Source organism: Pandoraea sp. 64-18, assembly GCF_001899225.1.
Taxonomy (GTDB): domain Bacteria; phylum Pseudomonadota; class Gammaproteobacteria; order Burkholderiales; family Burkholderiaceae; genus Pandoraea; species Pandoraea cepalis.
On record NZ_MKVU01000005.1, the window covers coordinates 158,557 to 181,531 of the forward strand.

The 22,975-nt window shown below is 64.4% G+C and carries 20 protein-coding genes and 2 tRNA genes; 9 read left to right on the top strand and 13 right to left on the bottom strand.

Going from position 1 to position 22,975, the window contains the following annotated elements; genetic code table 11:
- Positions 1–65 precede the first annotated feature (65 nt).
- On the top strand, positions 66–341 hold the full coding sequence (locus tag BGP02_RS02265) for an oxidative damage protection protein (protein WP_017235753.1): 276 nt from the start codon (positions 66–68) through the stop codon (positions 339–341).
- 186 nt (positions 342–527) lie between these two features.
- Here the strand turns inward: BGP02_RS02265 and BGP02_RS02270 are convergent, their stop codons facing one another.
- Together BGP02_RS02270 and rpiA are read right to left on the bottom strand one after the other, a co-directional pair.
- The gene (locus tag BGP02_RS02270; RefSeq protein WP_017235752.1) at positions 528–1,595 is read right to left on the bottom strand and encodes a hypothetical protein; all 1,068 of its coding nucleotides are present in this window, start codon (positions 1,593–1,595) and stop codon (positions 528–530) included.
- Positions 1,596–1,610: 15 nt separating this feature from the next.
- Positions 1,611–2,303 (bottom strand): ribose-5-phosphate isomerase RpiA, encoded by a 693-nt coding sequence (gene rpiA / locus BGP02_RS02275; protein WP_017235751.1) that lies wholly within the window; start codon positions 2,301–2,303, stop codon positions 1,611–1,613.
- 127 nt (positions 2,304–2,430) lie between these two features.
- Here rpiA and tal point away from each other — a divergent pair, with 127 nt between their 5' ends.
- Positions 2,431–3,381, top strand: a complete 951-nt coding sequence (gene tal, locus BGP02_RS02280; protein WP_017235750.1) for a transaldolase — start codon at positions 2,431–2,433, stop codon at positions 3,379–3,381.
- Positions 3,382–3,499: 118 nt separating this feature from the next.
- On the opposite strand, the gene rlmB is transcribed toward tal, so the two are convergent.
- Positions 3,500–4,273 carry a 23S rRNA (guanosine(2251)-2'-O)-methyltransferase RlmB gene (rlmB, locus tag BGP02_RS02285; protein ID WP_017235749.1) on the bottom strand — a complete coding sequence of 258 codons (774 nt, stop codon included), beginning with the start codon at positions 4,271–4,273 and terminating at the stop codon, positions 3,500–3,502.
- 179 nt (positions 4,274–4,452) lie between these two features.
- Positions 4,453–7,026 (bottom strand): ribonuclease R, encoded by a 2,574-nt coding sequence (rnr, locus tag BGP02_RS02290; protein ID WP_261938715.1) that lies wholly within the window; start codon positions 7,024–7,026, stop codon positions 4,453–4,455.
- A 280-nt stretch (positions 7,027–7,306) separates the two neighbouring features.
- Between rnr and BGP02_RS02295 the strand changes: the two genes are divergently transcribed.
- From BGP02_RS02295 to BGP02_RS02310, 4 genes are all read left to right on the top strand, one after another.
- Positions 7,307–7,391: transfer RNA gene (locus BGP02_RS02295), tRNA-Leu, on the top strand.
- Between the two features lie 346 nt (positions 7,392–7,737).
- On the top strand, positions 7,738–8,652 hold the full coding sequence (locus BGP02_RS02300; RefSeq protein WP_017232019.1) for a LysR family transcriptional regulator: 915 nt from the start codon (positions 7,738–7,740) through the stop codon (positions 8,650–8,652).
- Between the two features lie 133 nt (positions 8,653–8,785).
- A tRNA-Leu gene (locus BGP02_RS02305) sits at positions 8,786–8,870 on the top strand.
- Between the two features lie 70 nt (positions 8,871–8,940).
- Entirely contained in the window at positions 8,941–9,660 is a 720-nt protein-coding gene (locus BGP02_RS02310) for a pseudouridine synthase (protein WP_026131869.1), read from the top strand.
- Between the two features lie 98 nt (positions 9,661–9,758).
- On the opposite strand, the gene BGP02_RS02315 is transcribed toward BGP02_RS02310, so the two are convergent.
- The 3 genes from BGP02_RS02315 to BGP02_RS02325 form a co-directional block, all read right to left on the bottom strand.
- Positions 9,759–10,631 carry a 23S rRNA (adenine(2030)-N(6))-methyltransferase RlmJ gene (locus BGP02_RS02315; RefSeq protein WP_017233530.1) on the bottom strand — a complete coding sequence of 291 codons (873 nt, stop codon included), beginning with the start codon at positions 10,629–10,631 and terminating at the stop codon, positions 9,759–9,761.
- Positions 10,631–11,293, bottom strand: a complete 663-nt coding sequence (locus tag BGP02_RS02320; protein WP_017233529.1) for a DNA-3-methyladenine glycosylase I — start codon at positions 11,291–11,293, stop codon at positions 10,631–10,633. Before BGP02_RS02320 ends, BGP02_RS02315 begins: the two co-directional genes overlap by 1 nt.
- Positions 11,294–11,505: 212 nt before the next feature.
- Positions 11,506–12,366 (bottom strand): fumarylacetoacetate hydrolase family protein, encoded by an 861-nt coding sequence (locus BGP02_RS02325; RefSeq protein ID WP_150563601.1) that lies wholly within the window; start codon positions 12,364–12,366, stop codon positions 11,506–11,508.
- A 412-nt stretch (positions 12,367–12,778) separates the two neighbouring features.
- Here BGP02_RS02325 and BGP02_RS02330 point away from each other — a divergent pair, with 412 nt between their 5' ends.
- The gene (locus BGP02_RS02330; RefSeq protein WP_026131867.1) at positions 12,779–13,861 is read left to right on the top strand and encodes a calcium:cation antiporter; all 1,083 of its coding nucleotides are present in this window, start codon (positions 12,779–12,781) and stop codon (positions 13,859–13,861) included.
- 22 nt (positions 13,862–13,883) lie between these two features.
- On the opposite strand, the gene BGP02_RS02335 is transcribed toward BGP02_RS02330, so the two are convergent.
- Complete coding sequence (locus BGP02_RS02335; RefSeq protein WP_017233526.1) at positions 13,884–14,114, bottom strand: hypothetical protein; 231 nt, start codon at positions 14,112–14,114, stop codon at positions 13,884–13,886.
- 54 nt (positions 14,115–14,168) lie between these two features.
- Positions 14,169–14,423 (bottom strand): hypothetical protein, encoded by a 255-nt coding sequence (locus BGP02_RS02340; RefSeq protein ID WP_150563603.1) that lies wholly within the window; start codon positions 14,421–14,423, stop codon positions 14,169–14,171.
- Positions 14,424–14,537: 114 nt separating this feature from the next.
- Here BGP02_RS02340 and BGP02_RS02345 point away from each other — a divergent pair, with 114 nt between their 5' ends.
- Positions 14,538–15,275, top strand: coding sequence for a riboflavin synthase subunit alpha (locus tag BGP02_RS02345; protein ID WP_261938716.1), 738 nt, complete (start codon positions 14,538–14,540; stop codon positions 15,273–15,275).
- Positions 15,276–15,303: 28 nt separating this feature from the next.
- Positions 15,304–16,083: an exodeoxyribonuclease III gene (gene xth / locus BGP02_RS02350; RefSeq protein ID WP_017233523.1), complete on the top strand. Its 780-nt coding sequence runs from the start codon at positions 15,304–15,306 to the stop codon at positions 16,081–16,083.
- A 105-nt stretch (positions 16,084–16,188) separates the two neighbouring features.
- Here the strand turns inward: xth and BGP02_RS02355 are convergent, their stop codons facing one another.
- From BGP02_RS02355 to ntrC, 4 genes are all read right to left on the bottom strand, one after another.
- On the bottom strand, positions 16,189–17,172 hold the full coding sequence (locus BGP02_RS02355) for a flagellar brake protein (protein WP_261938717.1): 984 nt from the start codon (positions 17,170–17,172) through the stop codon (positions 16,189–16,191).
- A 275-nt stretch (positions 17,173–17,447) separates the two neighbouring features.
- Entirely contained in the window at positions 17,448–20,297 is a 2,850-nt protein-coding gene (locus BGP02_RS02360) for a pentapeptide repeat-containing protein (RefSeq protein ID WP_017233521.1), read from the bottom strand.
- Between the two features lie 125 nt (positions 20,298–20,422).
- A complete protein-coding gene (rfbD, locus tag BGP02_RS02365) occupies positions 20,423–21,304 on the bottom strand; it encodes a dTDP-4-dehydrorhamnose reductase (RefSeq protein WP_017233520.1) in 882 nt (293 codons plus the stop codon).
- 55 nt (positions 21,305–21,359) lie between these two features.
- Entirely contained in the window at positions 21,360–22,946 is a 1,587-nt protein-coding gene (gene ntrC, locus BGP02_RS02370) for a nitrogen regulation protein NR(I) (RefSeq protein WP_261938719.1), read from the bottom strand.
- Positions 22,947–22,975: the final 29 nt, after the last annotated feature.

Consider the following 22,975-nt stretch of genomic DNA (forward strand, 5'->3'; position numbering starts at 1 on the left):
CTCCGGGACCGACTCATGCGCCCAACATTCATTCACGCCCCAACCAGATCACGAAGGAGTTCCCCATGGCTCGCATGATTCAATGCGTCAAACTCGGCAAAGAAGCCGAAGGTCTCGATTTCCCCCCCATGCCCGGCGAACTTGGCAAACGCCTCTGGGAAAGCGTCTCGAAAGAAGCCTGGGCCGGCTGGCTCAAGCAACAAACCATGCTGATCAACGAGAACCGCCTGAATATGGCCGATCCGCGCGCCCGCCAATATCTCGTCAAGCAAACCGAAAAGTATTTCTTCGGAGACGGCGCCGATGTCGCTCAAGGCTATGTGCCGCCGCCCTCTGAGTAAACACCTCCCCCCCGACGGATCGGGGCCCCTTTCCGCCGCTCAGACATAAACCCAACTCGCTGCAGAAAGGGGCCCCGATCCGTCCCCGCATACGCCCTATGGCACCATGCCACCGGCGTCGGGAAACAGGCAGGCGAATCGGCTCGTATGCTTTTTTTCTCGATTGAGATCTGCTGGATGTGCTGGTCAGGCGGGCGTCGTGCCACCCACGGCTGCCTTGCCAGCCGAAGCCGCTCCGCAGTGGTGGCAGAAATGCGCGAACGCGTTTTTGCGCGCATCGCACACACCGCAATGGTCAAACAGGCAAATGCCACAGTGCACGCAGTAATCGCGATTCGGATCGTCCAATTTCACCGGACGCTCACACCCCGGACACACCGACTTCGCCAACCGCGCCTGCGCCAAATCGTACGACAACGTCTTGCGACGCTCTTCGTCCGGTAACTGCTCCTCCGCCCTCTGCCTCGCCAGGTATCGCTGCAACGACACGATGGCGTAGCGTCCGATCATCACCGTGAGCACAATGCCCACGAGGTACCGCACATATCCACCGTAGTCCGGCAAGTACGGCACCAGCTCTACGAAGAACGCAAACAGCGCGAAGAAGATGAAGCCCCACACGAATGGCCACCACGTGCTTTTGCGCTGGCGCACAAAGAGCCATCCCGCCACCACCAGCAATGGCAGCGTAAGCGCAAGCCGAATGCCGAATACTTTCAAATCCTGCGCACGCTGGATCGCCGCAAGCTTTTCTCCCGCCGCCGTGTTCAGCGCATAGCGCGCCATGCGCGCCGACTGCACCGCGCGCTGGGCATCCAGCTGTTTTGCCTCGAGGGCATCGACTTGCGTCTGGACGTCGCGCTGCGCCGCCTTCAAGGCATCGAGCGCCTGCGTGCGCGCAACAAGCTCCGTATCCTGACTGGCCTGCGCCGTCGCCGTACGCGTGGCCACCCAATCGTTGAACGACTCTCGCGCACTGCGATACGCCGTACTCCGCGCCTTGAGCTGCAAACGCGCCGTCTCCAACCGGCTCTCGACATCTTCGAGCTGTGTCTGCGCCTGCTTGATGGCGGCGTCGGCACCGGCCGCCTGCCCGCGATCGACGAACGAGTCGAGCGTCGGCGCAGGCGCTACGCCCGGCAATTTGTCGACGACGAGCCCGCCCAGGCCAATGAGGAACGCCGCAAACAACACGGCGATCAGCCACAGGCCTCGGCGGAACCAGGTTTCGGGAAGACGACGCGATCCAGCCATCCTGCCCTCCCGGGATCAGTTGTGGTAGTCGAGCGTGCGCACGCCTTGCGGCGTACCCATGAGCGTGATGTCCGCGCCGCGCTGTGCGAAGAGCCCTACGGTCACGACGCCCGGGATCTGGTTGACCTGCGCCTCGAACGCCACCGGATCGAGGATCTGCAGCCCGTGGACGTCAAGAATCGCACACCCATTGTCGGTCATGTACGGGCTGCCGTCGGCACGCACCCGCGCCTGCGGCTTGCCACCCAGCGCCGTCAGCGCACGGGCGACGCTCGCCTGCGCCATCGGGATCACTTCGACCGGCAGCGGAAAGACGCCAAGCACGGCAACTTCCTTGGACGCGTCGACGACGCACACGAATTCCTTCGCCACCGAGGCGACGATCTTCTCGCGCGTGAGCGCCCCGCCGCCGCCCTTGATCATGTGGCCAAGCGCGTTGATCTCGTCGGCACCGTCGACGTAGACCGGCAGGCTGTCGATCTGGTTGAGGTCGAAGACTTCGATGCCATGTTTGCGCAGACGCTCGGTGCTGGCCTCGGAACTGGAGACGGCACCGCGATAGCGGCCCTTGTGGGCGGCGAGCGCGTCGATAAAGCAGTTCGCGGTGGACCCGGTGCCCACGCCGATCACGCTGCCCTCGGGCACGTGCTGGTTCACATAGTCGGCGGCGGCCTCGCCGACCAAGCGCTTGAGTTCGTCCTGGGTCATGGGGATTTCCGGCAAAGTTTGGTAAAGTCGGAAGTTTACCGGAGTCAGGCGGGCCGCGCCGTTTTTCATCGCCCGGTCGCATCCCGGACTTCATGTCACGCAGTGCATTTCTCGCAAGGCCGCTCTCATGAATCAGCTCGACCAGCTCAAACGCCACACGATCGTTGTTGCCGACACCGGCGACTTCCAGGCGATGGACGCCTACAAGCCGCAAGACGCCACGACCAACCCGTCGCTGATTCTCGGTGCCGTCCAGAAGGACGCCTACCGCCCGATGCTCACCCGCATCGTCAGTGAACACCGCGCGGAATCCACCGCGGAGATCATCGACCGTCTGCTGATTGCCTTCGGGCGGGAGATTCTGGACATCGTGCCGGGTCGCGTGTCGACGGAAGTGGACGCGCGACTGTCGTTCGATACGGCCGGCACGGTGGTCCGTGCGCGCAAGCTCATCGCCATGTATGAGGCGCAAGGCATCGAGCGCGACCGCGTGCTCATCAAGATTGCTTCGACGTGGGAAGGCATTCGCGCGGCCGAGATTCTCGAGCGCGACGGGATTCGCTGCAACATGACGCTGCTGTTTTCGCTGGTGCAAGCGGCGGCCTGCGCCGAGGCAGGCGCCCGGCTGATTTCACCGTTTGTCGGTCGAATCTACGATTGGTACAAGAAGTCGGCGGGTGCGAACTGGGTCGAGGCGGACAACGCGGGAGAGAACGATCCCGGCGTGCGCTCGGTGGCCGCCATCTATCGCTATTACAAGCACTTCGGCCATGACACGGAAGTCATGGGTGCGAGCTTCCGCTCGACCGGGCAGATCCTGGCATTGGCAGGCTGCGATCTGCTGACGATCAGCCCCGCCCTGCTCGAACAACTCCGCACGACACAGAGCGAAGTGCCTCGACGGCTCGACGCGAAGGACGCCCGCGCCGCGAGCATCGATCGCGTGAAAACGGATGAGCCGTCGTTCCGCTTTGCGCTCAACGACGATGCCATGGCGACCGAAAAACTCGCGGAAGGGATCCGCGCGTTTGCCGCCGATGCGATCAAGCTGGAAGCGCTGATCGACGCGGCACGCTAAACGCCCCCTGCGACGTGCCCGGCAATCTTGCGCCGGGCGTCGCTGGCTTGGCTTCGCACCGCTGACCTCACGTCCTTGACGTCATCCCCTCGGCGTGAAGTCGCTCACTTCACGTTTGTCACTTGGCGCCTTTGGCCGCCACTGCGCGCTGGCGTACCGCTTCGTACAGGCAGACGGCGCTCGCTACCGAAACGTTCAGGCTTTCGCAGCCGCCCGCCATCGGAATACTCATCAGCTCGTCGCAGTGCTCGCGCACCAGTCGGCGCATGCCCTCGCCTTCCGCCCCCATGACAATCGCCATCGGCCCGGTGAGCTTGGTGCGGTAGATGTCGGCAGGGGCGTCGTCGGAGGTGCCGACCACCCAGATACCACGCTCCTGCAATTCCCGAAGCGTGCGCGAGAGGTTCGTCACCATGATGTAAGGCACGGTTTCCGCCGCGCCGCTGGCCACCTTGGCGGCGGTCGCATTCAGACCGACGGCGCGGTCTTTCGGTGCGATGACCGCGTGCGCCCCGGCCCCGTCGGCCACACGCAGGCACGCACCGAGGTTGTGCGGATCGGTCACGCCGTCGAGCACGAGCAGCAGCGGCGGCCCGGAGATGCCATCGAGCAATTCGTCGAGGTTCAGCGCCAGCGACACTTCCTGAGCACGCGCAACCACGCCTTGATGGCGCGACGAACCGGCCATGCCGTCCAGGCGCTTGCCGTCGGCCTGAATGACCTTGACCTTTACGCCCGGGGCGCCCTTGAGCGACTCAACGTGCTTCAGGAAGTCCGTCATGCGGCGATCGCGCCGGCTCGGATCGTAGTAAATCTCTTCGACGCTACCGGCATCGTGGCGCAGACGCGCCGTCACGGCATGAAAGCCGAACAGCAGTTTCAATTGACTCATTTCACATCCTCAAATAGCGTGTGCCGGCACGGCCGCCGACAACGGGCGCCGCACAAAGCACGACGGCGGCGGAGCCCGCATGGGCCACCGCCGCCGCAATCCATCGCGGACCCCTGTTGCCGGTCACCGCCGGCACAAGGCGCCCATCTTACTGCAAACCCTCCGCCGCGCTGCGCGAATCAACGACGCGGCTTCTTCGCCGGACCTCCTGGACGCTTCACCGGCGCCTTGCCGCCTCCCGACTTCGCTGGCGAGGTGGCGCCTCGCTCAGCCCGCTCAGCCCGCGCGGCATTCACTTTTACGGACTTCGGCTTGGCGGCGTGCTTGCCCGCCGGGGCCAGTTGCACGCCGTTGAGCAGCGCACCGCCCTTGGGCATCTGGCGAATGCCCGGCCGGGCTGCGGCGGAACCCGCCGAACCGGCCAGTCCTGGCGCACCGGCGGCGGGGGCCGGCACCGGTGCGCCGCCGCGCTCGGTGCGACCCGACGTTTTCGCCAGCGTGCGCGCGTTGACTTCGCGCACAAGACGGAAGTCGATCTTGCGCGCGTCCAGGTCTACACGGCTCACCTGCACGCGCACGCGGTCGGTCAGTCGATAGCGGATGCCGGTGCGCTCGCCGCGCAGTTCGTGGCGGACTTCGTCGAACTGGAAGTAATCGCTGCCGAGCTCCGTGACGTGCACGAGGCCTTCGATAAAGAGATCGTCGAGCTGCACGAAGATGCCGAACGAGGTGACGGCGCTGACGGTGCCGCCGTACTCCTCGCCGAGCTTGTCGCGCATGAAGTAGCACTTGAGCCACGCTTCGACGTCGCGCGAGGCTTCGTCGGCACGACGCTCATTCGCCGAGCAATGCAGGCCCAGCTCGTCCCAGATGGCATCGTGCTTCTTGGTGCCTGCGGCCTTCTTGGCTTTCCCGGCGGCGGAGTCATCGGCCTTCTGGAGCTTGCGCGCGTGCGGCGAGAGGCCGGTCGTCATTTCCACACCCGCCGGGACTTCGGGCTCGTACTTCTTGCCCGCCAGAATCGCCTTGATGGCACGGTGCGTGAGCAGGTCCGGGTAGCGGCGAATCGGGCTGGTGAAGTGCGCGTAGGCGGGATACGCCAGCCCGAAGTGGCCGATGTTGTCCGGACTGTAGACGGCTTGCTGCATCGAGCGCAGGAGCATCGTCTGGAGCATGGGTGCGTCGGGGCGCGACTCGATCTGCGTCATCAGGTCCGCGTAATCGGACGTTGCAGGCTCGTCGCCACCGCCGAGCGACAGCCCGAGCGTCTTGAGGAACGTGCGCAGCACCTGGAGTCGTTCGCCCGACGGACCGGCGTGAATCCGGTACAGGCCCGCCTGCTTGTGACGCTTGAGGAGGTCGGCGGCGCACACGTTGGCCGTGAGCATGCATTCCTCGATGAGACGGTGAGCATCGTTGCGCGTGCGCGGCAGGATCTGTTCGATCTTGCCTTGCGCGTTGCAGACGATATACGTCTCGGTCGAATCGAATTCAATGGCCCCACGCGTCTTGCGCGCTTTCGCGAGCACTTTGTACAGCTCGTACAGGTTCTGCAGATGCGGCAGCAGCGCGGCGCGGCGTTGGGCTTCGGGGCCTTTGGTGTTGCCGAGAACGGCGGCCACTTCGGTGTAGGTCAGGCGCGCGGCCGAGTGGATCACGGCCGGATAGAACTGATAGGCCTTGACTTCGCCGTTCGGGGCGACGAGGGCGTCGCACACGAGGACACAGCGATCCACGTCGGGATTGAGCGAGCACAAGCCGTTCGAGAGCTTTTCCGGCAGCATCGGAATGACGCGTCGCGGGAAGTAGACCGATGTGCTGCGCGTCAGGGCGTCCGCGTCGAGGGGGCCGCCGGAAGTCACATAATGCGAGACGTCGGCGATGGCGACGATCAGGCGGAAGCCATCGCTGCGGCCGACCTTGGCCGGCTCGCAGTACACGGCATCGTCGAAGTCGCGCGCATCTTCTCCGTCGATGGTGACGAGCGGCACGTCGCGCAAATCGATGCGGTGACGCAGATCAGGCGCACGCACTTCATCGGGCAGCGCCCCGGCAGCGGCGAGCGCTTCGGCGGAGAACTGGTGGGGCACGCCGTACTTGCGCACGGCGATTTCGATTTCCATGCCGGGGTCGTCGATGTCGCCAAGGACTTCCGAGACGCGGCCGATGGGCTGGCTATAGCGGCTGGGGTAATCGGTAAGTTCGACGGACACGACCTGACCGACCTTGGCCTTGCCCTGGGCGCGCGGCGGGATCAGGATGTCATGGCCGATGCGCTTGTCTTCCGGGGCGACGACCATCACGCCGTTTTCGTTGAGCAGGCGACCGATGACGTGCGTGTTGGCACGGCTCACCACTTCAACGATATGCCCTTCCGGACGGCCTCGGCGATCGTAGCCGGCAACGCGCAGAAGGACGCGGTCGTTGTGCATGACCTTCTTCATCTCTTCGCTGGGAAGGAAGAGGTCGTCGCCGCCCTCGTCGCGCACGGCGAAACCGTAGCCGTCGCGGTGACCGATGACACGGCCGGCGATGAAGTTCGAGGGGTGGGTCAGTTGATAATAGCCGTGGCGGTCGAGGCGAATCTGGTCATCGCGCTCCATGGCGGCGAGGCGCTTGAAGAAGCCTTCGCGCTCCTGCTTTTTGATCGCCAGGGCTTCGGCGATATCGTTGGCGGACAGCGCGGCATCGGCGGTGCGCAGGACACCGAGGATTTCTTCGCGGCTCGGAATCGGATAGGGATATTTGCTCAAAGGTCGGTAGCGTTGCTGTGCCGGTTGAGTCCGGCCGAGGGGCACATCTGGCGCCCGACGGTCCGTGGTGTTGTGCGTCGCGCGAAAACGCGGGGTCGCACAGTCAGGGACAATCATACGGCAAACCTCGCGAAAACTGCCACCTATGCGGAATTTGAGCGTGGGCTTGCAGGCGGGTGAGAAAAAAGAAAAATTATTCCACCCAAGTGTTGACAGTGCCGCACGGCGTACGCATAATCTCACTTCTTCGCGGCGAGCAAGCAGTCAGCAAGTCGACGAGGCCCAGATGGCGGAATTGGTAGACGCACTAGTTTCAGGTACTAGCGGGTAACACCGTGGAGGTTCGAGTCCTCTTCTGGGCACCAAAAATTCAAGAAAGCCGATGATCGAAAGATCATCGGCTTTTTTCATGCGCGCTCGCCCACCGTCCGCCCCTCCCTTCCCGAGCGCCGACGCCGGTACAGCGCACTGCCAACCATCGATGCCGATCGATCGGAGACCGAGCACGATGTGCGTCACCGCGCGAGCGATTCGCAAAACATGTCGCGCGCGCGTCACGCCACACGCGCCCTCCGTCCAGACGTCGAGCGAAATCGGTAGAATTTGCCTCATAAAAAATTGAATATTGCTCAACGGCCATCCAAGGGGTTGGGCGTGCCGCGCGTGTAGCGCGTATTCGATTTCGGTTGCTTGATACTTGTTGGGAATGACATGCCTGCCTTCACTCGCGGTGAGCTTGCCGATTTGAACGTCTTTGTCACGATCTGCCGCCGGCAGAGTTTTCGGGAGGCCGCCACCGAACTGGGGGTAACGACCTCGGCCCTGAGTCACGCGATGCGCAATCTGGAAGCGCGCCTGGGCGTGAAGTTGCTGAACCGCACAAGTCGCTCCGTGTCGCCAACGGCCGCGGGCGCCGCACTGGCGAAGGAGCTGGAACAGGGCCTCGAGCAGATTGCCTCGGCCATTGGCGCATTGGACCGCTACCGTGCGTCGCCGGCCGGGCGTTTGCGACTGAATGTGCCGCGCGATGCGGCGCGTTTGCTGCTGGATCCGATTCTGCCGCGATTCGTGGCGTCGTATCCGGACATCGAATTGGATGTCACGGTGGACGATCGGATGCTCGACATCGTGGCGGAAGGTTTCGACGCCGGGATGCGGTATGGCGACACGGTGCCGGGCGACATGATCGCAACGCCGCTCACGCGCGCGCTGAAGTGGATCGTGGTCGGGTCGCCCGCGTACCTCGCGCGGCATGGCCGACCGAAGGTGCCGCAGGATCTGATGTCGCACAATTGCATCCGGATGCGCCTGGGCGACAACACGCTCTACAAGTGGGAGCTGGGCAATGGGCCAACGGCGATCGAACTGGATGTGCCGGGGGCGCTTAGCATCAACGAGAGCGACGGCGTGATTGCGGCGGCAACGGGCGGCCTGGGGTTGGCCTACGTGTTGGAGCGAAACGTGTCGCAGGCACTGTCCAGCGGCACGCTCGAAGCCGTGTTGACGGACTGGGCCGTCGACGGGCCGCCCCTGTCGATGTATTACCCGAGCCGACGTCAAACGCTTCCGGGATTGCGCCATTTGATCGACATGATTCGCTCGGAGCATATGGGCCACGCCGCCTAACGTGGCGGCGCCCCCGATCAGGTAGGTCGTCCCCCGATTTATCATTTTTTGCCGCAAATCGCTTGACAGTATGTAAGCCCCTCGGCATAATCTTGCTTCTTCGTAGCGAGCAAGCAGCAAGCGAGCTGACGAAGCCCAGATGGCGGAATTGGTAGACGCACTAGTTTCAGGTACTAGCGGGTAACACCGTGGAGGTTCGAGTCCTCTTCTGGGCACCAAAAATTTAAGAAAGCCGATGATCGAAAGATCATCGGCTTTTTTCATGCATGCCCGGACGGAGATCGCATCATCGAGCTAGATCGTTTACTGCAATCGCAGGGCTTCGGCAGTCGCAAGATGTGCCGCAAACTCATTGTCACCGGTGCCTTTGCCATCGACGGCGTGGTGCACGACAATCCGCGCGAGTCGTTGGACCCGCAAGGTCTGCAATTCACGCTCGACGGCGAGCCGTGGGAATATCGCGAACACGTCTACGTGCTGCTCAACAAGCCGCAAGGCTACGAGTGCTCCACGAGCCCGACGCATCACGAAGGCGTGCATTCGCTACTCCCGTTGCCGATGGCCGTGCGCGGCGTGCAGCCGGCCGGTCGCCTCGACCAGGATACAACCGGCATGCTGCTGCTCTCCGACGACGGTGCGTTCCTGCATGCCATGATGTCACCGCGTCGCCACGTGCCCAAGCGGTACGTGGCCACGACCAAGCATCCGGTCACCGACGACATGTTGCAGGCCTTGCGCGACGGCGTATTGCTGCGCGACGAGACGGAGCCGCTCGCCGCGACGGATGTCATGCGTGCCTCGTCTCACGAGATTGCCATGACGATCACGCAGGGCAAATACCATCAGGTCAAACGGATGGTCGCCGCCGCAGGCAATCGAGTGGAAGGGCTGGTCAGAATCGCGATCGGCGGTCTGCCGATGGGCAATCTCGCGTTGGGCGAATGGCGCTACCTGGCGCCGGACGAACTGTTGTCGCTACCGTACGAAGTGCCCGCCGCCGGCAAATGAGCGCCGCGGGTTGGCGTTGACGTTGAAGGCGACGTTGATGTTGACGTTGACGTTGAAGGCGACAATAGCGGTGATCCGACCCGCGCGGGTCGGATGTGTCAGCTCTGGCGGCCTTCGAGCGTGAATTGCGCGCCCTTGTCCTGGCCGAGCGTCTTGACGAGATACGGCAGCGTTGTCTTGAGGGTGTCCTGCAACATATACGGCGGGTTCACAATGAACATGCCGCTACCGTGCAGGCCCATACCGCCCGGCACCGGATTGCACACCGTCAGCGACGCATTCACCCAGTTCTTGATCGGCTGCCCGTTGATCGTGAGCCGCTTCATGCGCTCCGGCAACTGCGCCGCCTCACGACGCTGCACCAGCGGATACCACACGGCATACATCCCCGTCGGAAAGCGGTCGAGTCCCTCCTGCACGGTCTGCGTAGCACGCGTGTAATCGCGCTTGTCTTCGTACGACGGATCGATCAGCGTGAACGCCCGGCGCGATGCCGGCGGCAGAATCGTCTTGAGCCCCGCAAACCCGTCGGCACCAAAAATCATCGTACGACGCGCCACTTCCCGCCCTTGCGCCTCGAAGTTTTCGCGCAGCACGTCCTGTTCGGTCGGATGCATCTCGAACAACCGCAACCGATCGCGATCCCCAAGCAGTTGCAGCGCAAAGAACGGCGAGCCCGGGTAATAGCGCAGCTTGCCGTCCGGATTGAATTCGCGCACCAACGTCACGTAGTCTGCGAGCGGCGGCGGCAGATCGTCGCGCGTCCAGAGACGGCCGATACCGGTCTCGAACTCACCGGTCTTGTCGGCCCATTTGCCGTCGAGCGCGTAACCGCCTGCGCCCGCATGCGTGTCGATGTACCAGAACGCTACGTCCTTCTGGCGCATGTAATCGATGCATTCAACGGCGATAAAGTGTTTCAGCACGTCGGCGTGGTTGCCGGCGTGAAAGGCGTGGCGGTAGCTGAACATTAGGCAGATCCTGATTCGTCAGGCGCGATTGTAGCCGACGACGCGCCCACACGGCGTTTCCGGGCTTGCACGCTGCCGCTTTGACTCGCCGCCAACGCCTTCGCTTTCACCGCCTTGTGACGCGGACAGGCGACCAGATGATCGTTCACCAGACCCGCCGCCTGCATGAATGAATAGCAGATCGTCGAGCCCACGAAGGTAAAGCCCGCTTTCTTCAGCGCCTTGCTCATCGCATCGGAGACGGCGGTGCTCGCCGGCACCTCGCCAAGCGCTGTCCAGCGGTTCTGCAACGGTTCGCCGCCCACAAACTGCCAGACAAAGTCGCTGAATCGCGTGCCCGCGGCCTCCATCGCCAGGTAGGCCCTCGCCCCCTTGATCACGCCGGCGATCTTGAGACGGTTGCGCACGATCCCGGCATCCGCCAGCAAGCGAGCCTCGTCCTCCGGCCCGAACGCCGCAATGCGCACCGGATCGAAGTGATCGAACGCCAGCCGGTAGTTATCGCGCTTTTTAAGGATGGTGGACCATGAGAGCCCCGCCTGCGCGCCTTCGAGCATCAACAGCTCGAACAACGCGCGCGAATCGCGCAGCGGCACCCCCCACTCTTCGTCGTGATACTGACGATACTGCTCGAAGCCATCGCTCCACGGACATCGTTCCATTGGTCTCTCGATAGTTGCGTCCGCGCGCTAGTGGCGCGGACAGGTGCAGACGAATGGGACAAGTGTGCCAGCAAACGCACGCGAAGCGAACCGCGCAGCCCGTGCCACGCGTGACTTTGCGCCGACGGACTATGCCGAGACGGAATTTTCCGGGCCGAACGCCGGACATCCGTCGCCCTGAGCGATGGACAGGAAAGCCATCCGCTACACGCTCAGTCGAGCCAGCGCGTGTCGTAGGCGTGCACTTCCTGCGTCTGCTCGCCCAGGCCGTCGATACCCAGGTGCATCACGTCCCCCGGTTTGAGGAACACCGGCGGCTTCTGCCCCAGGCCGACGCCCGGCGGCGTGCCGGTGGTCACGAGATCACCCGGCTTGAGCGTGGCGAACTGGCTCATGTAATGCACGAGATACGCCACGCTGAAGATCATCTTCGACGTGTGGCCCGTCTGACGGCGTACACCGTTCACGTCGAGCCACAGGCCCAGTTGTTGCGGATCGCGAATCTCGTCGGTCGTCACGAGCCACGGGCCGACCGGACCGAACGTGTCGAAGCCCTTGCCCTTGTCCCACGTGCCGCCGCGCTCGATCTGGAACTCGCGCTCGGAGACGTCATTCACGAGGCAGTAGCCCGCCACGTAGTCGAGCGCGCTCTCGAGCGGTACATACCGTGCCGTCTTGCCGATCACGAAGCCCAGCTCGACCTCCCAATCGCCCTTGACGGCGTTCTTGGGCAGCACCACGGGGTCGTTCGGGCCGTTCAGGCAGTTCTCCCACTTGGTGAAGAGCACCGGCTCGGACGGCGCGTCCAAACCCGCTTCCGCCGCGTGGTCGCTGTAGTTCAGACCGACGGCCAGGAACTTGCCCACCCCCGAGAACGGCACGCCCAGACGCCCCGGCGACTTCACCACGGGCAACGTCGCTGGATCCAGCGCGCGCAATGTCGCCAGCCCCTGAGGACTCAACGTCTCGGGCGTAATGTCGGCCAGCACTCCGGAGAGGTCTCGCACATTGCCGTCGCCATCGAGCAGGCCCGGCTTTTCCTGCCCCTTCGGGCCGAAACGCAGCAGTTTCAAAACAGTTCTCCGTGTGCCGCGACAGAAGTGAGCAACAGCGTTACCCGTCGACAGCTTGGTGGTAAAAGGAATGCACGAGACACTACGCCGGTCGCCCCCAACGCGTCAATGGCGGCGCGGCGATCAAAGCGACGAAGCTCGGATGCGTTGTTCACGACCTCGACTTCCTCGACGGACTCGAACGCAGTATCAACGGCGTGGTCGAGGAAGATCGTTTGTCCGTGGGCCTCTCGACAGACCGGCATGGCCTGGCTCGCAACGTGGCGTGTCAATGGCGTCTGTTGTCGGGGTGTCACTTTTCTGAGACTATGGCTCGCCGCCTCGACATTCTCACCGAGGCAAGGTTCTCGCCGTTGCTGGATCTGCTGTCCCTCGCGCCCTGCCCGTTCCCCGAATTCTGGAGTCTCCGACGATGTCCTCCTCAAAGACCGCCATGCTGGGCCACTGGACCATGTACACGCCGATCGTGGCCCTTGTCGTGCTCGGCCTCGCCGGTTGGCTGCCCTATGGCGCCTCGCTGGCGGTGTGTGCCGCCGCTTTGGCCGGCGCCGTATTCTCCGCCGTGCATCACGCCGAAACGGTCGCCCATAAGGTTGGCGAGCCGTTCGGCACCTTGGTGCTGGCCGTGGCCGTGACCATCATCGAAGTGGCGCTGATCGTTTCGGTGATGCTCTCGGGAGGACCGGACAAGGCGGGATTGGCCCGCGACACGGTGTTCGCGGCCATCATGATCGTCTCGACCGGGATCGTCGGGCTGTGCCTGCTCTTCGGCGGGGTGCGTCATCACACGCAGGGCTTTCATGTCGAAGGCGCGAGTGCCGCGCTCGCGGTGCTGTGCGCCCTGTCGGTGCTCACACTGGTGCTGCCGAACTACACCAGCTCAGTACTCGGCCCGGGACTCACGGCGTCGCAACTGGCCTTCGAGGGCATGATTTCGCTCGTGCTGTATATGGTGTTCGTGTTCGTGCAGACAGTGCGTCATCGCGATTACTTCCTGTCCAAAGCGCCGAGTGAGGAAGTGCATGTGGCACCGCCGTCGGGCCGCACGGCCGTGCTGAGCCTGGGGCTGCTGGTCGTGGCGTTGCTGGCCGTGGTCGGCCTGGCGAAAAAGCTCTCTCCCGCCGTCGAACAAGCGGTCGCCGAGGCCGGCGCGCCGAAAGCGGTCGTCGGTATCGTGATTGCCGCGCTGGTATTGTTGCCGGAAGGGCTGGCCGCCTTGCGCGCCGCACGTGCGAACAAGCTGCAGACGAGCCTGAATCTGGCGCTCGGCTCAGCGCTGGCGAGTATCGGGCTGACGATTCCAACCGTGGCGGCCGTCTCGCTCGTGCTCGATCAGCACATCGAATTGGGGCTTGCGCCGAAGGAGACCGTGCTGCTTGCCGTGACGCTGCTCGTTGGCGTAATCACGCTCGGTACCGGACGCACAACCGTGCTGCACGGTGCCGTCCATCTGGTGCTGTTCGCCGCCTTCCTGTTTCTGGCGATCGTTCCCTGACCCGCGGGGTGAGCAGACGCGCTCAGGCCTTGTCGGCGCCCTGCTTTGTCGCGTCGTTGCCGGTCGTGCCGGCAGCGTCGACGGCCGTCGCGTCTTCCGAAGCGGTGCCGAGCAACGCGCCCAGCAGCTTGCTGCCGGCGGCATTGCGCTTGTTTTGCGAGCCGACCTGTTTGCCGCCTTGCGGGCCGCGGCGCACGCCGGCGCCGATCTTCAAGCCCTTGCGCTTCTGAATTTCAAATTTCGTCTGTGTCATGATGCTGTCCGTGGTGGGCTTGCCCTCAGGCAGGCCGTGTGAAATTCTGGGGGTTCAGAGATCGATGCCGAGGCTGCCGTCTTCGGCCAACGTCTTCGCCAGCGCGTGAGCGGCTTCGAGCGCGTCGTTCGCCCAGCGATAGGCCTCAGGCGTGGTGTGGGTCAGCGGCGGGTCCAGCGTTTCGATGACGTCGTCCACGTCGCGCCAGCCGGTGAAATGCACCACGCCGTGGTATTGCCCGTCCGGCGCGGGCGACGTCTCCGCCCAATAGTAAAAGTCCTCCGCCAGCAGGCAACCTTCGAAACTCATGTCGATCCCGTGAAAAGGCGGCATCGTAGCACGTCGCACGGCGTGCGGCATACCGGCGCTAGGCAGTAGAATACTGCGGCACGGCACCCCACGACTCTAGTTACCGACATCACGATGTTTACCGGAATTGTTCAAGGCACGGCCACGCTCTCGTCCATCGACGATCGCGACGGCATGCGCACCCTCGAGCTGGCGTTCCCCGAAGGCTTTTGCGAAGACCTGACGCTCGGGGCCAGCGTCTCGGTCGACGGCGTTTGCCTGACGGTCACGCAATTGCTCTCGCCCACCAGCGCGTCGTTCGACGTGATTCTGCAGAGCCTGAACGTCACGACGCTCGGCGGCTTCGGCGCGGGCGCACAGGTCAACGTCGAACGCGCCGCCAAGGACGGCGCCGAAATCGGTGGCCATCCGCTCTCGGGCCATATCGACTTCTCGACGGACATCCTCAGCGTGCGCACGTCGGACACCAACCGCGTGCTGCGCATCGCGATTCCCGAAGCGTTCCGCAAGTATGTCTTCGCGAAGGGATATATCGCGATCAACGGCGCGAGCCTGACGGTCTCGGAGGTCAATCGGCAGGAAGGCTGGTTCGAAGTGTGGCTGATTCCCGAGACACGCCGCATGACGACGTTCGAAGACAAGCTCGCCGGCACACGCGTCAACATCGAGATCGAGCGGAGCACGCAGGTGGTGGTCGACACGGTGCGCGAAGCCGTTCAGGAAAGTCTCGGCCGTCTGCAACCGGTGCTTGAGGCGCTGCTCAAGGAAAAGGGCCTCTCGCTCGACGATTTCGTGTCGGTGCCGCAGTTGCCCGCCGGCAATGCCAGCGACAAACCGGCTCCCAAAGACTGAGCCTGCCGAACATCACTGAAGGACATTCATGCAACTCGCCACCTGGAACGTCAATTCGCTCAAGGTTCGTCTCGGTCATGTGCAGGACTGGCTGCGCAGCAACCCGGTCGACGTTCTGTGTCTTCAGGAACTGAAGCTGACCGATGAGAACTTCCCGATTACCGAGATCGCCGCGCTCGGTTACACATCGCACTTCACCGGCCAGAAGACGTATAACGGCGTCGCAATGCTCGTCAACCACGCGAAAGTGGGAGAGGCGACCGATCTGGTCAAGAACCTGCCGAATTTTGCCGACGAGCAGCAGCGTCTGATTACCGCAACGATCGGCGGCGTACGCGTGGTCTGCGGTTACTTCCCGAATGGACAAGCCGTCGATTCGGACAAGTTCGTCTACAAGCTGAACTGGCTCGACGCACTCACGCACTGGCTCTCCGACGAATTGGAGCGTCATCCGCGACTCGCACTGCTCGGTGACTACAACATCGCCCCCGAAGACCGCGACGTACACGATCCCGCGAAATGGGAAGGTCAGAATTTGGTGTCGCCGCAGGAGCGCCAGGCGTTCGCACGTCTGCAAGGACTCGGGCTGCGCGATACGTTCCGCATGTTCGATCAGCCAGAGAAGACGTTCAGTTGGTGGGACTATCGCATGGGCGCGTTCCGACGCAACGCGGGGCTACGCATCGACCACATTCTCGTCTCATCCGCATTGGCCGAGCGCTGCACCGGATGTGAGATCGATCGCGTACCCCGAACGTGGGAACAGCCGTCGGATCACACGCCTGTCATTGCCACCTTCAAGGACTGACGCGCGTCCCGACACGTCCTGGGCACTGCGCTCCGCGCGCTACGCGCACGCCATGCGAACGGCACCCGATTCAGGTGCCGTTTTTTCTATCGAAGGCTTTTCGGATCATTGGCCGCTGCGCGGATCCGTCAGGCGCGACTCATAGACAAAACAGCGAATCGCCGCCTTGTTTCGCGTGTCCATCTGCGTGAACTCCAAACCATAGGCCCACGTCCCATCAACCCGCGGACCTTCCACGCTGCGAACCGCTGCCATACCGAGAATCGCCACCACATCGGCACCGATCGGCACACGGAACTGCAACGCGACGAGATGACAACCTTCCGGCAGCGGCGCCTTCACTACGATTCCCGCGCCATCCGCGCTGATATCGCGCACGAGTACGAGCCACTCAGGTGTGTCCTGCGGGTCGGCAAGCATGCGGGTGAACGAGACACGCGACGTCTCGTCCAGTGGCGACAGTCGCGCCACCAGCCGCGTATCGACGCGAGGTGTACGGCGCACGGGCGTCTCGCGCACCTGCGAAGGACGCGAAAGCACCACATAGTCAAACGGCCCCTGATGCACGCTGTGTACATCGCAATTGAATTCGTACAGGTTGTCGCCCGGGAATGTCCATAGCGCAAGCCGGTCACCCGCCGTCACCGGTCGACGCGTGTCGCCCGAAGCGGGCGGCGTGATGATCAGCATACCGTTGGGCGCACGACCGATCAGGCGAGCGCGTACGCGCGGGCGCTCGGCGTCCGGAGAGACACGCACCTGTATCCACGCGCCGACCGGCAACGGCACCGGCAACCCCTGCAGGTACACGGCCGACGCGCCCGTCCCCAGCGGCGATACGGAATTTGCGGCCTCCGGGCGCCCCGCCGCCTCGCCCGTTGTCGCCCCCTCGGGAAGCGGCCGGTGCGGCGCGAACGTGGTGAATAGCCAGTCGAGATCGGCCTCGGACGGCAAACGCTCGCCCGCCGCCAGCAGCGGTGTGCCATCGGCGTCGAACAATGGCCAGGAGAGCGGAACGTGGGCGTCAAGCTCGCGACGATTCACAGCCACGAACCCCGGATAGCCTGACGCGATACCAGTCGAGTCCATGATGCCTGGGAGAGTATGAAACCCTTGATTGCCTGAGAACAGGGCGTTGACCTTCCCGTATCCCAGCGCACAGGGCCGCCGCTTGGGCAGTCCCGCTTCGCAATGGCATCCGCAGCCAACACCCAACAAAAGTCGCCAACGGCCGGCGCATGACGCGTCCGGCCGTCCGAAAAGCGTCACCGCGAAGGGCGACGCTTGGCGTGCAAACACGTTTTACCACGAAAGACGACATGCCCTGACGGTGAAACATCGGGCAAAAACCGGCTCATTCCTGATTAATCCCCTTCGATTCCGACGGGCGCACCGACATTGCCCTCCCCCGAAAGCATCCACCGACGAATCGCCGCCGCCGGGAGCGGTAGACGGATCGCCCAGAACCAAGGCAGCGTTTGACGGCACGCCTGCGCCAGCCCCGGAAGCTGTGCGATCTCCGGGCATGTCAGCCAGTCGGCCAGCCGCTCTGCCAGTCGTTCCACCGAACTCGTTTCGCCGGCCAGACATTCGCGCAGCGCCAGCGCTTGCGGCAAGTTACGCGACGCGACGTCTCCTCGCAGGGTTTCGTTAAGGGCCGCGAGCGCGTAATCGCGATAGGCCCTCATCTCATCCGCCGGCACCCCCTCACTTGACGGCGCCACCGAGGCGCCTTTCGCGATCGACCACGGCCGGCGCCATTCCGGTTGGGTCGCCAGCCAACCCAGTCCGGCCACGACAGACACCCATCGAACGTGCCGCGCCATGACGACGCTCAACGGCGGCTCGCCAGCGGGCATGACGACGGGAATCTCGCGAAAAACATCGTCGATATCGGCATGTCCTGCCCGCCGCAACCGCACATGATTCGATGAGCGCGACGAACTGACCACGGCGTCGAGTCGGTCGGACGTACGCAATGGCGTCGGCACGGCCGGCCTTGTCGCCGTGCTGACGGCCGAGTGCCACGGATCCCACGCCCCGTGACATGCCGCCTCGGCGCGGCTCGCTCCGCCCGTGCCCAACCAACGCCCGACGAGCCGGACGAAGGGCTCGAGCGGATGCTCCACTGGCCAAAGCCCGGCAAGAAAGCCGAACTCCCTGAGCAGCCCCTGAAGTTGCGCCATGCTGCCCGGGACAAAATCGTCGGGCGACGCCGCATCGCGCACGACAACCCGCGTACCGAGCCATCGCCAGCCCGGCAGCGTCTCAAAAGCGAGGGACACGTCGCCATCCGTCGCCGGAAGACCCGCCCTCACCTCCAGCACACTCGCCAGAAGGTCCCTGGGCAGACGCGCGGCAACCCCGCCGTTTGCCCCGATCAGCACGACGTAAGCGGCATCAAATGCGTCGACCCCATCGGCTGAAAGCGCCACATGCACCTGCGGCGGCAACGCGTCGAACCACGCGGACCGCAGCGCCTGCGCACGGGCATCGCCAACCCCATCCACGCTGCCCCCGGCCCAGTAAAGGGTTTGGCACATCGCCCCGGCGAGCGGCCATACGGCCTGCGGAGATGCCGTGCCACAGTGCCGGTGCAACGCGATCATGAGCGACGCGGTACCCCATTGCGCACGCGCGCGTGACCAGCGCGTGTCTGTCAGATCGTGAAGGGTCCGCTCAAGCCATTGCGCACGCACTTCGGCAAAGCCCTCATGCTCCCCAATGCCGCCCGCCTCAATGCGCGACACGAGCAAACGGCCGAGCCAGTCGCTGCGCTGCACCGACTCGGGCAGGCGCTCGAGCCGCGGGGCCATCTCGCGCCCCTTGTCCATGAGGCCCGGCGGGCGCGCAAGTGCGACCAGCAGTTGCATGAAAACGCTTGCGCGCGCCGCGGGCTGATCGAGCGGGAACGTCATCAACGATTGCACGACACCTTCGAGTTCGGACGGCGTCAGGCGACGCAGCCACGCGGCGTCCAGACGAACCCGGGCGCCCTGCCACTGCGTGCCGGCCAGATGGCAGCCGGCCCCGATGCGCACGCCCTTCAGGCTTGCGCCGCAGAACCGGGCATGGCCCAAATCGCAGGCCTCGAACGACGCACCATTGAGCTTTGCCCCGCGCGCGTCCCACCCAAGGAGTTCGCATTGGCGGAATTCGGCGCTCCGCAGATCGGCGCCGATGGCTTGCCCGTTGCGCATGGCCACCGACGTCCATTGCGAGCGTTTGGCCTTGGCGCCAATCCATTTCGCGCCATGTGCGGTGCCCCCGGTAAAGCACGCGTGCTGCAGTTTGGCTCGATGGAACGAGGCGCCGTTCAGACGCCCCTGCGCAAAGTGCAACCCCTGGCACCGCGCTTCGCTCAGGTCGCTGCCGCACATCACCGTGTGCCGAAGGTCGGCGCAACGAAGATCGGCCGCCACGAACCGCGCGCCGCTCACATCCGCCGCATGAAAACAGGCACCGCGCAAATCGGCCCCGTCGAAGTCGGCATTGACCTGGTTCGAATACGCAAACCCCGCGTTCGCCAACGATGCCCCGGTCCACCATGTCCCACTGAACTGTCCGCCGCCAAACTGAGCGCCCGGCGCGATCACGCCGCGCAAGTCGCCGTTCGGCATCGACAGATCAGGCAGCACGGCATTGCGCAGATTCGACAGCGTTAGCGCGACATTCAGTACGGCAACCGGCCATTCATGCATGGGCAAACGCGCGCAGGCCTGCACATCGGAAGTCGCGTCATCGGTCGACGACAGCCAGTGCCATCGGGGGACGACCGCGGTCTGGCCATCGGGCGCCGCGCACCACTTCACCAGATCGCGCGCCACCGCGCCGACCCGCGCGCCGTCAAGCAGATGCGAGAAGCGGGTGCGCCATGCCTGCCGCAGCGCACTCTTGTCGAATAGCAAGTCGGCGCTCTCGGCGGACGACACGCCAAGCGGGGTCGTATCGCTCGCGAATCGAACCGCGGCATCGGCGCTCCCTGCGCTCCCGTCGAGCCTGTGCGCCAGCCAGGCCACTTGCAGTGAAATCACGCGACGCTCGTCCGCGTTCGCGCGCAGCACCGCGTGGCGCAGCCCGTCGGGCGGCGGCGCACTGCGTGCCGCCAGTTCGGACGACGTCAATGCGCGGTCGCTTGCAATACCGCCCTCGATCGGGCGGGCAGCGACGGATGTTTGGGCCCCACCCGATATCCCGCTCTGAACCGGCATCATGCGTCACTCCTTGGCGCGCGCTCATGGGCGCGCGCAAAAAGCCACCATGTTGCCGAAGGAATGCGGCCCTGCGCGCCGGGGAATTTCCGATTCGGTGCTCGAGCCCGTCAGGCGGGACGGTCGTGTCAGCCCAGGCAGAGTGCCAGCGCGGCCCGCCAGTCGGGCGCGCGAACGCCGAAAGTCCGTGCGAGCTTGTCGTTGTCGAGGACCGAATACGCCGGGCGCTTGGCCGGCAATGGATAGGCAGAAGTCGGAATCGCCACAACGTTCGGACGCTTCTGCGCTGCGCTCAGGTCGAGAATCGCTTCGGTGAACCCGTGCCAGGTCGTCTGCCCTGCGGCCGTCAGGTGGTACAAACCGCCATGTTCGCGCCAGAAGTCGGCGTCACCTCCGTTCCGTCCGAACCCCTGCACCAACACCTGCGACGTCAGTTCGGCGATCGTGCGGCACCACGTCGGCGCCCCGTGCTGGTCGGCCACGATCCGCAATTCGTCGCGCTCGCGGGCAAGTCGTTGAACGGTGAGCAGGAAGTTCGCGCCGCGCGCTCCATACACCCAGCTCGTGCGCAGCACCAGATGATTCGCACCGCTCGCCGCGATGGCCGCTTCGCCTGCCAGCTTGGTGCGGCCGTACGCGTTCTGTGGGTTCGTGGGTTCGTCCTCGCGATAGGGCGTGGACGACGTACCGTCGAAGACGTAGTCAGTGGAAAAGTGAACGACGAGTGCGCCGGTGCGCTTGGCCGCTTCGGCCATGATGCCGGGCACGACCGCGTTCACCTGATACGCGGCGGCCTCGTCCGTCTCGGCACGATCGACCGCCGTGTAGGCCGCCGGATTGACGATCAGATCCGGTGAGAAGTCGCGCAGGGTGCGCACCACGCTGTCGGTGTCGAGCAGGTCCATCTCGTCGCGCCCGGGAGCGTGAACGTCGCCCAAACCCTGCAGGCTGCGTGCCAGCTCCCAGCCCACCTGCCCGGTGGCACCCGTCAACAGGATGCGTCTTGCCATGGTAATGCTCCCTTGTGGCCGAATCGTCAAACCTGGGAGCCTACCGTGATTGGCGTTAGGTTTCCAGCCCGAGTTCCTGAATCTTGCGCGTGATGGTGTTCCGGCCGATGCCAAGGCGGCTTGCCGCCTCGACCTTGCGTCCGCGCGTGAAGTCGAGCGCCTCGTTGATCAACGCCGTCTCGAACCGGCGCGTCAATTGATCCATCACGTCGGGCGACGCAGAACGAAGCAGGCGCGCCACTTCGCGGCGCAAGAGCGGCTCCCAGCTGTCCGCTCCGGTGCCGTCTCCCGTCGCGCCGACATTGCCCGCGACCGCAGCGGCACCGCCAGCCCCCGCGATCCCGCCGACAGCCGACAGCCCCGCGTCTACGCCGCCATAACCCGCGATGGCCGGCACCGGGGCGGTGGTCCCGGTTGCCGCCTGGGGCGTCGCGGCGGGGTAGGCAGGCAAGCTAGCCGACGCCCCCACCCCGGTCCCTGGCGCCGCTGCCAGCGTCTGGAACTCCGGCGGCAGATCCTTGATCTCCACCGTCTGCGCCGGGGCCATGACCGTCAGCCAGTTGCTCAGGTTTTCCAGTTGACGCACGTTTCCCGGAAACGGGAAGCGCGTCAGATGCGCCAGCGCGGCCTCGCTGATGCGTTTCGTCTCGACGCCCAGATCGCGCGCACTCTTCTGCAGGAAGTGACGCACCAGCAGCGGGATATCCTCATTGCGCTCGCGCAGTGACGGCAAACGCAAGCGAATCACATTCAGTCGGTGATACAGATCTTCGCGAAACAGACCCTGCCGCACACGATCTTCCAGATTCTGGTGCGTGGCCGCGATCACGCGGACATTCGCCTTGATCGGACTATGGCCGCCGACGCGGTAGTAATTACCGTCCGACAGCACGCGCAGCAAACGCGTTTGCAGATCGAGTGGCATGTCGCCGATTTCGTCGAGGAACAGCGTGCCGCTCTCGGCCTGCTCGAAGCGCCCGCGCCGCGTGGCCTGCGCACCGGTGAACGCCCCGCGCTCATGGCCAAACAGTTCGGATTCCAGCAGATCCTTCGGAATTGCCGCCGTGTTGAGCGCGATGAATGGCCCGCCGGCGCGCGGCGAGTGGCGGTGCAGTGCCCGCGCGACCAGTTCCTTGCCGGAGCCCGATTCGCCGGTGATAAGCACCGTGGCGCTCGAATGCGAGAGACGACCGATCGCTCGGAACACGTCTTGCATGGCGCTCGCCTGCCCGAGAATTTCCGGCTCTTCGGTGATGCGTTCGTCGTCCGTCGCCTCGCGCAGGCTTTCCTCGACCGCGCGCAGAATCAGCTCGACCGCGCGATCAACGTCGAACGGCTTGGCGAGATATTCGAACGCACCGCCCTGAAAGGCCGCGACGGCGCTGTCCAGATCCGAGAACGCCGTCATGATGATGACCGGCAGTCCGGGATGTCGTTGTTTGACCGTCTGCAGCAGTTCGAGCCCGGAGCCGCCCGCCATGCGGATGTCCGAGACCAGCACCTGCGGCGAGTCGTGTTCGAGTGCCGCGCTGGCTTCGCGCGGACCGGTAAAGCTGCGCACCGGCAGATTGGCTCGCGAGAGCGCCTTTTCGAGCACCCATCGAATCGATTGGTCGTCGTCTACTATCCAGATCGGCTTCATTGTTCACCGTTTAACGTCTATGCCCGGCC

Bases quoted from the DNA above. Each gene is read 5' to 3' on its own strand.
- BGP02_RS02265 (WP_017235753.1), top strand. From the start codon at position 66: ATGGCTCGCATGATTCAATGCGTCAAACTCGGCAAAGAAGCCGAAGGT.
- BGP02_RS02270 (WP_017235752.1), bottom strand. From the start codon at position 1,595: ATGGCTGGATCGCGTCGTCTTCCCGAAACCTGGTTCCGCCGAGGCCTG.
- rpiA (WP_017235751.1), bottom strand. From the start codon at position 2,303: ATGACCCAGGACGAACTCAAGCGCTTGGTCGGCGAGGCCGCCGCCGAC.
- tal (WP_017235750.1), top strand. From the start codon at position 2,431: ATGAATCAGCTCGACCAGCTCAAACGCCACACGATCGTTGTTGCCGAC.
- rlmB (WP_017235749.1), bottom strand. From the start codon at position 4,273: ATGAGTCAATTGAAACTGCTGTTCGGCTTTCATGCCGTGACGGCGCGT.
- BGP02_RS02300 (WP_017232019.1), top strand. From the start codon at position 7,738: ATGCCTGCCTTCACTCGCGGTGAGCTTGCCGATTTGAACGTCTTTGTC.
- BGP02_RS02315 (WP_017233530.1), bottom strand. From the start codon at position 10,631: ATGTTCAGCTACCGCCACGCCTTTCACGCCGGCAACCACGCCGACGTG.
- BGP02_RS02320 (WP_017233529.1), bottom strand. From the start codon at position 11,293: ATGGAACGATGTCCGTGGAGCGATGGCTTCGAGCAGTATCGTCAGTAT.
- BGP02_RS02330 (WP_026131867.1), top strand. From the start codon at position 12,779: ATGTCCTCCTCAAAGACCGCCATGCTGGGCCACTGGACCATGTACACG.
- BGP02_RS02335 (WP_017233526.1), bottom strand. From the start codon at position 14,114: ATGACACAGACGAAATTTGAAATTCAGAAGCGCAAGGGCTTGAAGATC.
- BGP02_RS02340 (WP_150563603.1), bottom strand. From the start codon at position 14,423: ATGAGTTTCGAAGGTTGCCTGCTGGCGGAGGACTTTTACTATTGGGCG.
- BGP02_RS02345 (WP_261938716.1), top strand. From the start codon at position 14,538: ATGTTTACCGGAATTGTTCAAGGCACGGCCACGCTCTCGTCCATCGAC.
- xth (WP_017233523.1), top strand. From the start codon at position 15,304: ATGCAACTCGCCACCTGGAACGTCAATTCGCTCAAGGTTCGTCTCGGT.
- BGP02_RS02355 (WP_261938717.1), bottom strand. From the start codon at position 17,172: ATGGACTCGACTGGTATCGCGTCAGGCTATCCGGGGTTCGTGGCTGTG.
- BGP02_RS02360 (WP_017233521.1), bottom strand. From the start codon at position 20,297: ATGATGCCGGTTCAGAGCGGGATATCGGGTGGGGCCCAAACATCCGTC.
- rfbD (WP_017233520.1), bottom strand. From the start codon at position 21,304: ATGGCAAGACGCATCCTGTTGACGGGTGCCACCGGGCAGGTGGGCTGG.
- ntrC (WP_261938719.1), bottom strand. From the start codon at position 22,946: ATGAAGCCGATCTGGATAGTAGACGACGACCAATCGATTCGATGGGTG.